The 12,807-nt window shown below is 36.5% G+C and carries 5 protein-coding genes and 1 pseudogene; all 6 read left to right on the plus strand.

Annotated elements, in window-relative coordinates:
- Positions 1-6 precede the first annotated feature (6 nt).
- A complete protein-coding gene (locus tag J7574_RS05495; RefSeq protein ID WP_290965379.1) occupies positions 7-1,197 on the plus strand; it encodes a cytochrome c oxidase subunit II in 1,191 nt (396 codons plus the stop codon).
- 30 nt (positions 1,198-1,227) lie between these two features.
- Positions 1,228-3,030 (plus strand): cbb3-type cytochrome c oxidase subunit I, encoded by a 1,803-nt coding sequence (locus J7574_RS05500; protein WP_008466848.1) that lies wholly within the window; start codon positions 1,228-1,230, stop codon positions 3,028-3,030.
- Positions 3,031-3,139: 109 nt separating this feature from the next.
- Positions 3,140-4,162, plus strand: a complete 1,023-nt coding sequence (gene ruvB, locus J7574_RS05505) for a Holliday junction branch migration DNA helicase RuvB (RefSeq protein WP_290965382.1) — start codon at positions 3,140-3,142, stop codon at positions 4,160-4,162.
- 11 nt (positions 4,163-4,173) lie between these two features.
- Positions 4,174-5,520, plus strand: a complete 1,347-nt coding sequence (locus tag J7574_RS05510; RefSeq protein ID WP_290965385.1) for a cytochrome P450 — start codon at positions 4,174-4,176, stop codon at positions 5,518-5,520.
- Complete coding sequence (gene queG / locus J7574_RS05515; protein ID WP_290965387.1) at positions 5,520-6,443, plus strand: tRNA epoxyqueuosine(34) reductase QueG; 924 nt, start codon at positions 5,520-5,522, stop codon at positions 6,441-6,443. The genes J7574_RS05510 and queG overlap by 1 nt, the downstream gene beginning before the upstream one ends.
- 513 nt (positions 6,444-6,956) lie before the next feature.
- Positions 6,957-12,807: pseudogene (locus tag J7574_RS05520) on the plus strand (hypothetical protein); the annotation flags it as partial.

A 12,807-nucleotide genomic window follows, 5' to 3' on the forward strand; every position in this document is an offset into this window, starting at 1 on the left:
AAACAGATGACAAGTTTGTTGGTAATTATAGTTTTAGTTTTATTAGCAGTTGCACTGTGGCAATTGACGAAGATATTTGATCTTACTCAGGTAGGAACTTCTTCTGATGATTCTCAGGTTGCATCAGATAATGACAATAACATCCAGGGGTATATAATGTTTGGCTTCTTAGCATTCATTTATATATTTACTATTTATGGTTTACTAAAATGGGGTAATTTGGCACTTCATACTCCTGCTTCTGAGCATGGACTTTTAGTAGATAATTTAATGAATATTACTTGGGTATTAATTTTTACAGTTCAAGTTATTACGCAAGGTTTATTATATTGGTTTTCTTTTAAAAACAGAGGTAATAAAGATAGAAAAGCGTTGTTCTTTGCTGATAGTAATAAATTAGAAGCAATTTGGAGTATCATTCCTTCTGTTGTTTTAGCTTGTTTAATTCTTTACGGATTATACGCTTGGAATAACATTATGTTTGTTGATAAAGATGAAGATGTAATCGAGATCGAATTATATGCTCAACAATTCAAATGGACTGCAAGATATGCTGGACAAGATAATGTTTTAGGAAAAGCTAACGTACGTTTAATCGAGGGAGTTAATACATTAGGGGTTGATATGTCAGATCCTAATGCTCAAGATGATATCGTAGTTTCAGAATTACATATTCCTAAAGGTAAAAAAGTACACTTTAAAATGCGTTCCCAGGATGTATTGCACTCTGCTTACTTCCCTCACTTTAGAGCTCAAATGAACTGTGTTCCTGGTATGGTGACTGAATTTGCATTCGTTCCAACTTATACTACTGCAGAATATAGAGAATTACCATTTATGGTTGAAAAAGTTGCTCACATCAACAAACTTAGAGCTGAAAAAAGTACTGAGTTAGTTGCAAAAGGAGGAACAGCTTTAGATCCTTATACATTTGACTATTTATTATTATGTAATAAAATCTGTGGAGCTTCTCACTATAACATGCAAATGAAAGTGGTAGTTGATACTCCAGAAGAGTACAAAAAATGGTTAAGCGAAAAAACTACTTTAGCTCAAGATATTAAAGCGGCTGCTGCTGCTGAGAAACCAGCTGAAGGAGCTGCTCCAACTACAGACACTGCTGCAAAAGTTATCGACACTGTTAAAACAGTTGTTGATACAGTAAAAGCAGCTGTAGCTAAAGTTGCGATGAAATAATATTATTAAGAAAATTTAAAGTACAAATATATGTCAGCAGAAGCGCACGGTCACGATCACGGACACGATCACGAGCACGAACATCATCATAAAGACACGTTCATTACTAAATATATTTTTAGTATTGATCACAAAATGATTGCTAAACAATACTTGATTACTGGTATTGTTATGGGAGTAATTGGGATTGCAATGTCCTTGCTTTTCAGAATGCAATTAGCGTGGCCAGAAGAGTCTTTCAAAATATTCAATGTTTTATTAGGAGATAAATTTGCACCTGATGGTGTAATGGCAAATGATATTTATCTTGCATTAGTAACAATTCACGGTACCATCATGGTATTCTTTGTACTGACGGCAGGTTTGAGTGGAACATTTAGTAACTTATTGATTCCGCTTCAAATTGGAGCACGAGATATGGCATCTGGATTTATGAACATGATTTCATACTGGTTGTTTTTCTTATCTGCAGTTGTAATGTTATGTTCTTTATTTGTTGAAGCTGGGCCAGCATCTGCAGGATGGACAATTTACCCTCCTTTAAGTGCATTGCCACAAGCAATCCCTGGGTCTGGAACTGGTATGACATTATGGTTAGTATCTATGGCTATTTTCATCGCATCTTCTTTGATGGGATCTTTAAATTACATTGTTACTGTACTTAACTTAAGAACAAAAGGAATGTCTATGACTAGACTTCCATTAACAATCTGGACATTCTTCGTAACAGCTATTATTGGTGTTATTTCGTTTCCAGTTTTATTATCTGCAGCTTTATTATTGATTTTCGATAGAAGTTTTGGTACTTCATTCTTCTTATCTGATATCTATATTGCTGGTGAAGTTTTACACTACCAAGGAGGTTCTCCTGTATTGTTTGAGCACTTATTCTGGTTCTTAGGTCACCCTGAGGTTTACATCGTAATCTTACCAGCGATGGGTCTTGTATCTGAAATTATGGCTACAAATGCTCGTAAACCAATTTTTGGTTATAGAGCGATGATTATGTCAGTTCTTGCAATTGCATTCTTATCAACTATCGTTTGGGGTCACCACATGTTTATTTCAGGTATGAATCCTTTCTTAGGATCTGTATTTACTTTTACTACTTTATTGATTGCAATTCCATCTGCTGTAAAAGCTTTCAACTGGATTACAACTTTATGGAAAGGTAACTTACAATTTAACCCTGCAATGTTATTCTCTATCGGAATGGTTTCTACTTTCATCACTGGAGGTTTAACAGGAATCATTTTAGGAGATAGTACTTTAGATATTAACGTTCACGATACTTACTTCGTAATTGCTCACTTTCACTTAGTAATGGGTATCTCTGCACTTTACGGAATGTTTGCTGGTATTTACCACTGGTTCCCTAAAATGTACGGAAGAATGTTAAACAAAAACTTAGGTTATATTCACTTCTGGGTAACTGCAGTTTGTGCTTATGGAGTTTTCTTCCCAATGCACTTTATCGGATTAGCAGGTTTACCAAGACGTTACTATACTAACACAAACTTCCCATTATTTGATGATTTGCAAAATGTGAATGTTTTAATTACAACATTTGCTCTTGTAGGAGGTGCGTTCCAATTAGTATTCTTATACAACTTCTTTAGCAGTATTTTCTACGGTAAGAAAGCAACTCAAAACCCATGGAAATCTACTACTTTAGAGTGGACTACACCAGTTGAACATATTCACGGAAACTGGCCAGGAGAAATTCCTCATGTATACCGTTGGCCATATGACTACAGTAACCCAAATCATGATGTAGATTTTGTTCCTCAAAATGTACCAATGAAAGAAGGTGAAGAAGTTTTACACCACTAGAAATAATAGAGAAAGGCTGTCAGAGATGACAGCCTTTTTTGTTTAGTTAAAGTTTTAAACCTTCAGTTTTACTGTTTTAGAAACTAATTAGTTTATATATCTTTGTGGGATGAATGAAAATCTAGATCCTACTACTAAAGGATACAACTCAGAAGAGTTAGATCTCGAAAAAAGATTGCGTCCGCTGTCATTTGATGATTTTGCCGGACAAGATCAAGTTTTGGAAAATTTAAAAGTTTTTGTTGCTGCTGCAAACCAACGTGGAGAAGCATTGGATCATGCACTTTTTCATGGGCCTCCTGGTTTAGGAAAAACGACTTTAGCTAATATATTAGCAAATGAGTTGCAAGTGGGTATAAAAATTACTTCTGGACCTGTTTTAGACAAGCCTGGTGATCTAGCTGGTTTACTTACAAACTTAGACGAGAGGGATGTTTTGTTCATTGATGAAATACATCGATTAAGCCCAGTTGTAGAGGAGTATCTATACTCGGCAATGGAAGATTTCAAGATTGATATTATGATAGAATCTGGTCCAAACGCAAGAACGGTGCAGATCAATTTGAATCCTTTTACTTTGATTGGAGCTACTACACGATCAGGATTGTTAACAGCTCCTATGCGTGCTCGTTTCGGAATATCTTCACGTTTACAATATTACACTACTGAACTTCTAACCACTATTGTGGAGAGAAGTGCTTCTATATTAAAAATGCCAATTGATTTGGAAGCTGCTATTGAAATTGCAGGAAGAAGTCGTGGAACTCCTCGTATTGCAAATGCGTTATTAAGACGCGTTCGTGATTTTGCGCAAATTAAAGGAAACGGAAGAATCGATTTGGAAATTTCACGTTATGCCTTAAAAGCGCTAAACGTAGACGCTCATGGTTTGGATGAAATGGATAATAAAATATTACTGACCATTATCAATAAGTTTAAGGGAGGTCCTGTTGGACTTTCAACCTTGGCAACAGCTGTGAGTGAAAGCAGCGAAACAATCGAAGAAGTATATGAGCCTTTCTTGATTCAAGAAGGATTTATTATGAGAACACCTCGTGGAAGGGAAGTTACTGATAAGGCCTATAAGCATCTTGGAAAGATAAATATTAATAATCAAGGAGAATTGTTTTAATACTCATAGAAATGCCTATAAGTAAAAAGTATAATTATCCGCCCAAGCTCTCGATTTTTAGATTTCTTGTTGATGCCGAAGGAGTTCGTCGAAATCCCATTCCTTATCATCAAAAATATTTTGAGCGTTTTGGTGATTCTTTTTCTATAAAAATTGGAAAATCGAGGCACATCATCTTATCTAGAGATAATGATGTTGCGCAATATATACTGCAGAAAAATCATAAGAACTATCATAAATCTAAGTTTCAGTCTGTTTATTTGTCTAAATATTTAGGTAAAGGACTGCTAACGGTTGATGGCGAATATTGGTTAAAACAAAGAAGGCTTATTCAACCGGCATTTCATAAACAGAAAATGAATCAGCTGGTTGAAAATATGAAAACGACAATTGTTTCTGAGTTGGAAGGAATTGTCGAAAATGAAAAGATAGACGTTTTTCCTTTAATGAGTGAGTTGGCTTTTAATGTTGTGGCGAAATCATTATTTCAATTTTCGATAGCGGAAGAGAAGTTAGATCGAATTAAATATATTATCGAAACTGTTCAGAATTTTCTAATTAAGGAAATTAGATTGCCACATAAAGCTTGGTGGTTTTCTGCGAGTGGTCAAGTAAAGAAACATCTTCAATTGGCTGAGGAAAATAACGAAATCATAAGAGGAATTATTGAAGAAAGAACAGCTTCAAAAACTTATGTGAATGATTTATTGAACATGCTTTTAGAAACCCGTTATGAAGATACAGGCGAGGGAATGTCAATTGAACAATTGATAGATGAAATTAAGATTCTTTTTATTGCAGGACATGAAACAACAGCTAATACACTAACTTTTACATTGCATTTATTAGGAAATCATACCGATGTACAGCAAAGAATATTTGATGAAATTGTTAATGTTGAAGCTGACACTGATAATGTTGTGGAGCAGCTTCAAAAAATGTCCTATACAAATGCTGTTCTAAATGAATCAATGCGTTTGTATCCTCCTGCTTGGATTACAGATAGGCAAAATGTTGAAGATGATTCTCTTGGAGAGTTTAATATAAAAAAAGATACTTTGATTGGTGTTTCTTTTTATGAGTTGCATAGAAATCCAAAATATTGGAAGAATCCAGACCATTTTGATCCGGATCGTTTTTTAGGAGAACAGAAAAAACAATCTATGCAATATTTTTACCCTTTTGGAGCTGGACCAAGAATGTGTATTGGAACTGGTTTTGCTATTTATGAAATGTGTTTGGCGATTTCTTATATTGTTAAAAGATATAAGATTGTTTCAGTTGGAAATACGGTTAATTTTAATCCGTTAATTACCTTAAAACCTGTTGGTATTGAAGTTGTTTTTTCTCAAAGATAATGATCAATTCTAAAGAGAAATATTCGAAATTTATAAAAGAAGAAGCCAAAAGACTCGGTTTTCTTTCTTGCGGTATATCAAAAGCTGGTTTTTTAGAACAGGAAGCTCCTCGACTAGAAAATTGGTTAAAGAATAATCGCAATGGTCAGATGGCTTACATGGAAAACCATTTTGATAAGCGTTTAGATCCAACATTATTGGTTGATGACGGTAAGAGTGTGGTATCGCTTTTGCTTAATTATTATCCGGATTCCAAACAAAACGACGAAAGTTTCAAAATTTCCAAGTATGCTTACGGCCAAGATTACCATTTTGTAATTAAAGACAAACTGAAAGAGTTCTTACATTCGATCCAAGAAAATATTGGCGAAGTTTCAGGACGTGCTTTTGTAGATTCCGCGCCTGTTTTAGACAAAGCTTGGGCTGCAAAAAGCGGTTTGGGCTGGATTGGAAAGAACAGCAATTTGATTACTCAAAAAGTCGGTTCTTTTTACTTCATTGCCGAGCTTATTATTGACTTAGAATTAGAATACGATTATGCAGTAACAGATCATTGCGGGTCTTGTACAGCTTGTATAGATGCATGTCCGACACAAGCAATTGTTGCTCCTTATATTGTTGACGGAAGCAAATGCATATCGTATTACACCATAGAATTAAAAGAAAACCTTCCTGAAGATATGAAAGGAAAGTTCGATGAATGGATGTTTGGCTGTGATACGTGCCAAGATGTTTGTCCATGGAATCGATTTTCTAAACCTCATTCAGAACCTTTGTTTAATCCTAATCCAGATTTACTCTCCTTTACTAAAAAAGACTGGTTAGAGATTACCGAAGAGACTTTTAAATTAGTTTTTAAAAACTCTCCCATTAAAAGAACCAAATTTGACGGTTTAAAACGCAACATTAAATTCCTGCAATAAAGAATAGTGTTTTGTTATTTTATCTATTTGATATTCAGTTATTTGAATTGAATATTGCCCTTCTTTATAATTTTAATTTCTTACGTTTAATTACTTATTTGTCAATAAATTCTGTAAGAATGTAAAATTTCTCTAATTATTTAAGAAAATACAGCTCTTTCATTATCAAATATTTATAAAAATTTGATTTTCAAGTGATGAACAATTGTTAAAAACTGTTGTTCGACGAGTTTATGTGCACTTTGTCGGAATAATGAGGTCCGGTTTCATTTCGCGATATATTTTCGCGCTTTCCAAATCTACTTAATTTAAAACTAAAGAGACTTTTATAGTCCTTAATTTACTATATGACAATGGTCTACATAATATCTTTTTTATGTGTTAGTCTTAAAAAAACTATTTTAAGTTTTTTTAAATCCATTTTCTATTTTTTGACGTATCTCATCCATGTGCCAAAAACGATCATCCGTTTTTTAGCATCCAAAATTTCTGTTCCACAAACTCAAGTTGTCTATGCGTAACACTACTTTTTGTAAGTCTGGATTTTCTAGACTAATTTTTCTTATTGTTTTTTTATTATTAACCACACACAGTGCTTTTGCTCAATTTTATACTAAGCATTACATCGCGCCAGCTCCTTGGCAATATTTTAGTAAAGCAAATGAAATTGTAATTTCTACAAATTCGCTTACAGATGTTGATATTACAGTCGCCAAAAGTGATGGCACAATAGTGACAACTTTGAAGGCTAAAAAGGGAAGTCCAGCGGTTTATAGGTTTTCACTTTTAGCAAGAAATCTTCCAATGAATGCTTTGAATACTGTTCTTAACGGAGCAGGATTAATCGTAACGAGCACTGGGCCGACAGCAGTAAATTTGAGAAATATTGCTTCGGATGATTATAGTAATGACGAAAATAGAGATGCCAATATTAAAGGAAATGCAGCTTTGACAAGTTTTGGAGATGCTGGACTTGGGATAAGATTTAGAGTAGGTTACTATAGAGATGGGTCATTGGGATCCTTTAGCACTTTTGGAGAGCAAAGACCAATATATAGTATTATGGCTACAGCTAATAATACTACTATAAAAATTAATAATGCTGTTGTAACTACATTGAATCAAGGACAGAGTTATTTGTTTAAAGCTTCGATTGGAACATTAGTAGAGTCATCTATCCCGACAGTTATGAATACGTCAGCGGCGATAGACATGCCTGGAGGTTGTGGAGATGGTGCTTTTAATCAAATCCCGCCTGAATCGGTTTTAGGGACGGAATATTTTATTGAAAGAGGAACAGGAAACGATACTGCAGAACAAACTACTGTTGTGGCTACAAAGGATAATACAGCCTTAACTGTACAAAGTTTTACAGTTACAGGAGTTTTAGTGCCTAGTTTAACAAAAACAGTTACTTTAACAAAAGCAGGTGATTTTTTCACTTTTGTAAATGGAGTTTCGGTTACAAATTTTACAACATCTCGAATTTCTGCGGATAAACGAGTTGCTGTCTATTCGGGAACAGCACAAAATTGTGAAGTTGATATTTCTAGTATTGCTCCTGTATCAGAATGCGGAGGTTCAGAGTTTGTAGAAACCACCAAATTTAAAAGCTATAATTCATCTAATTTGGATTATTTTGGATATATCTTATTAAGAAGTGCTTCTGAAGATGTTACTATTAATGGTGTTAAAACTACCAGCATAGCTGGTGTTGGGAATCGTTATCAGATAGGTTCAACAGGTTGGTATATAATAAATTTTAATAGCGAACAAATTGGAAGGCCTGAGGTTCTTTCTATTGAGAGTAAAGCTAAACTTACCGTTTCTATCGTGCAGCAAGCAGGAGGTTTTTCGATGGCTGGTTTTTTCTCAACCTTTGCATCTTTACCAGAAGATCCTACATTAACTTATATTGAAGGAGGTGGGTGTACAAACAATTCTGCAAGATTAACAACGCAACCAGGTTTTGATCCATATCAGTGGTATTATAATGGAACAGCAATTAACGGAGCTAATTCTTCGACTTACATCGCAACAAAGACAGGTAATTATTCAGTGTCTTACACATTGGCATGTGGAGCTCAAACTCCTTCTAAAACAGCTGCAGTAACTTTATGTACGGATTTAGGAATTACTAAAACAGTTGATGATACAACACCTTGTATTGGATCTAATGTAGAATTTACAGTTAAAGTTAGTAATTTGGGAGGAAACAATGTATCTGGAATCTCAGTAACAGATTTGCTTCCTTCTGGTTATACTTATGTTAGTGCAACACCATCAGTTGGAGTGTACGATTCAACAACAGGGATTTGGACTATTGGAGATGTAGAGGCTCAATCTTCAATGACATTAAAAATTGTTGCTACAGTAAATGCATCTGGAAATTATACGAACACGGCATCATTGCCAAATGGAGTAGATACAAATACTGCAAACAATTCTGCGAGTGCTGCGGTAAATCCAAAATCTGCAAATCTTGTTGTAACAAATCCAGCTTCAGTTTGTGCGCCTTCAACTGTAAATTTAACAGCTTCTTCTGTGACAGCAGGGAGTTCTTCAAATTTGACACTTACTTATTGGACAAATCAAAGTGCGACAACAGCTTTATCTTCACCGAATGCGGTTGCTTCTTCAGGAACATACTACATAAAAGCAGTTTCTGCTGATGGATGTACATTTGTAAAACCAGTTGTCGTTACAGTAAATACACAACCTAGTGCGCCTAGCATTACTTCAAGAACTACTAATGCTAATATAAATAATGGTTCAATTACTTGTTTTGGAGGAGGTAGTATTACTTTAAGAGCAACTGGAACTAACGTTACTGGATATTTATGGTCAACAGGTGAAAACACACGTGATATTACTGTTAGTACAGACGGGACTTATTCGGTTAAAGTAATCAATAGTTCAAATTGTATGAGTGATAGTTCTTCTGCGGTTTCTGTTTCATTTACACCAGCTGCACCAACAGCCTCTGATCAATCGTTTTGCGCTTCTGAAAATAAGAAAGTAAGTGATTTAGTTGCGACAGGAACAAATTTAAAATGGTACAATGCCCCAACTAATGGAACGCAATATCCGACAAATGCAACATTGACTGCTGGAAATTATTATGCAAGTCAAACCTCTGCAAACGGATGTGAAAGTACAAGAACTCAAGTAAAAGTAACAATTAGTGCATCTTCAGCTCCAGTTGCTTCATCACAATCATTTTGCGCAGCAGATAATAAGCAGGTAAAAGATTTAATTGCAACAGGATCTAACTTAAAATGGTACAATCAATTAACTGGTGGAACACAATATGCAGCAACGCAAACATTAGTTACGGGAAATTATTATGTAAGTCAAACAGCTGGTAGTTGTCCAGAAAGTGCTAGAACATTAGTTGCAGTAACAATAAATAGCGTTCCCTCTGCGCCAACAGCATCATCTCAGACTTTTTGCGCGACAGATAACAAAACAATAAATGATTTAACAGTTACTTCTGGAAGTAATCTTAAGTGGTATATTGCTTCAACAGGTGGTAGTCCACTAGCAACGACCGATGTTTTAACAACAAGAAATTATTATGTAAGCCAAACTAATAGCTGTGGAGAGAGTGCAAGAACAGCAGTGTCTGTAACAATAAATAACACAGCAGCTCCTACAGTTTCTGCTCAGACATTCTGTTCTGGCGAATTAAAAAAAGTAAGTGATTTATCTCCCTCAGGAGCAGCGTATAAATGGTATAATGCTAGTACAGGTGGTACTTTATATACAGGAAATGAAATACTTACAACAGGAACTTATTACGTGAGCCAGACAGCAAATGGATGTGAAAGTTTAAGAACAGCAGTAAGCGTAACTGTAAATCAAACCCCAGCAGCTCCTACAGCCGAAGCTCAAAATTTCTGTTCAGGAGAAAATAAAACAGTAAATGATTTAAAAGTTACTTCAGGAAGTAATTTAAAATGGTATAATTCTAGTACAGGAGGAACACAATATTTTGGAAATGAAATTTTAACTTCAGGAAATTATTACGTAAGCCAAACGCTTAATGGCTGTGAAAGCACAAGACTTTTAGTATCAGTTACTGTAAATCCTACACCTGCAGCACCTTCTATTTCAGCAGATGGGACAACAACATTCTGCCAAGGAGGTAATGTAACTTTAACCTCTACAGGAGGAAGCAGTTATTTGTGGTCAACAGGAGCAACAACACAATCTATTACAGTATCAACATCAGGAAATTATAGCGTTCAGGTAACAAATGCTTCTGGATGTCCTAGTGCATTTTCAACTCCAGTTAGTATAACAGTAAATCCAGTTCCATCAGCACCAACAGCTTCGGCTCAAACGTTCTGCTCGTCAGAGAATAAAAAAGTGAGCGATCTAGCGGCTACAGGAAGCAATCTAAAATGGTATAATGCCATTACAGGCGGAACTTTATATGCAGGAACCGAAACGCTTGCGACAGGAACATATTATGTGAGCCAGACCTCAAACGGGTGCGAGAGCGCAAGAGCCTCGGTATCGGTTACGGTAAACCAGACACTGTCAGCACCGATAGCTTCGGCACAGACTTTCTGCTCTTCGGAAAATAAAAAAGTGAGCGATCTAGCGGCTACAGGAAGCAATTTAAAATGGTACAGCGCCAATACAGGAGGAACTTTATATGCAGGAACTGAAACGCTTGTAACAGGAACGTATTATGTGAGCCAGACTGCAAACGGATGCGAGAGCGCAAGAACTGCGGTATCGGTTACAGTGAATCCTTTGCCAACAGCAACGATAAGTGGAAATTTGACAGCATGTTTGACAACAACATTAACAGCAAATTCAAACGCAAGCCCTGCAACTTATATTTGGTATAAAGACAATGTAGTAATATCTAATCAGACAAATGGCACTTTGACAGTTACTCAAGATGGGGCGTATAAAGTTAAAATTACAAACACATCAACAGGTTGCGAACAGACTTCAGCTGCTTCAACAGTAAAAGTTAGTGATACCCAAAAACCAGTAAAACCGACATTAGCGGATGTTACAGGCGAATGCTCGGCAACGGTAACACCTCCAACAACAACAGACAACTGCGCTGGAACAATTACAGGAACGACATCAGATCCGTTGACTTATAGCACTCAAGGATCTTATACGATTCACTGGACTTTTGATGACGGAAACGGAAACACAGAAACGGCTACCCAGAAAGTAACTATTAAGGATAGTCAAAAACCTGTAAAACCTACATTGACGGACATTACAGCAGAGTGCTCAACGACAGTGACAGCTCCGACAACTACGGACAGCTGCGCTGGAACGGTTACAGGAACAACATCCGATCCGTTGACTTATAATGCCCAAGGAACCTATACGATCAATTGGACTTTCAATGACGGAAACGGAAATATTGAGACAGCAGCCCAGAAAGTAATCGTTAAAGACACGCAAAAGCCAATAAAACCGACATTGGCGGATGTTACAGGCGAATGCTCCGCATCAGTAACAGCTCCGACAACAACAGACAATTGCGCGGGAACAGTTACAGGAACAACATCCGATCCGTTGGCATATAATGTCCAAGGGACTTATACAATCAATTGGATTTTCAATGATGGAAACGGAAACACAGAAACAGCGGCTCAAAAAGTAATCGTTAAAGACACGCAAAAGCCAGTAAAACCAACATTGGCGGATGTTACAGGCGAATGCTCTGCAACAGTAACAGCTCCGACAACAACGGACAGCTGCGCGGGAACAGTTACAGGAACAACATCAGATCCGTTAACCTATAATGCCCAAGGAACCTATACGGTAAATTGGACTTTCAATGACGGAAACGGAAATATTGAGACAGCGGCTCAAAAAGTAATCGTTAAAGACACGCAAAAACCGGTAAAACCGACATTGGCGGATGTTACAGGCGAATGCTTTGCATCAGTAACAGCTCCGACAACAACAGACAGCTGCGCCGGAACAGTTACAGGAACAACATCAGATCCGTTGACTTATAATGCCCAAGGAACCTATACGGTCAATTGGACTTTCAATGACGGAAACGGAAATATTGAGACAGCAGCCCAAAAAGTAATCGTTAAGGACACGCAAAAACCGGTAAAACCGACATTGGCGGATGTTACAGGCGAATGCTCTGCATCAGTAACAGCTCCGACAACAACGGACAGCTGCGCCGGAACAGTTACAGGAACAACATCAGATCCGTTAATGTATAATGCCCAAGGAACCTATACGGTAAATTGGACTTTCAATGACGGAAACGGAAATATTGAGACAGCAGCTCAGAAAGTGATCGTTAAAGACACGCAAAAACCGGTAAAACCGACATTGGCGGATGTTACAGGCGAATGCTCTG

Origin of the sequence: Flavobacterium sp. (genome assembly GCF_017744675.1) — a bacterium.
Lineage (GTDB): Bacteria > Bacteroidota > Bacteroidia > Flavobacteriales > Flavobacteriaceae > Flavobacterium.

Coding starts and splice junctions, on each gene's coding strand:
- J7574_RS05495 (WP_290965379.1), top strand. CDS start 7: ATGACAAGTTTGTTGGTAATTATAGTTTTAGTTTTATTAGCAGTTGCA.
- queG (WP_290965387.1), top strand. CDS start 5,520: ATGATCAATTCTAAAGAGAAATATTCGAAATTTATAAAAGAAGAAGCC.
- J7574_RS05510 (WP_290965385.1), top strand. CDS start 4,174: ATGCCTATAAGTAAAAAGTATAATTATCCGCCCAAGCTCTCGATTTTT.
- ruvB (WP_290965382.1), top strand. CDS start 3,140: ATGAATGAAAATCTAGATCCTACTACTAAAGGATACAACTCAGAAGAG.
- J7574_RS05500 (WP_008466848.1), top strand. CDS start 1,228: ATGTCAGCAGAAGCGCACGGTCACGATCACGGACACGATCACGAGCAC.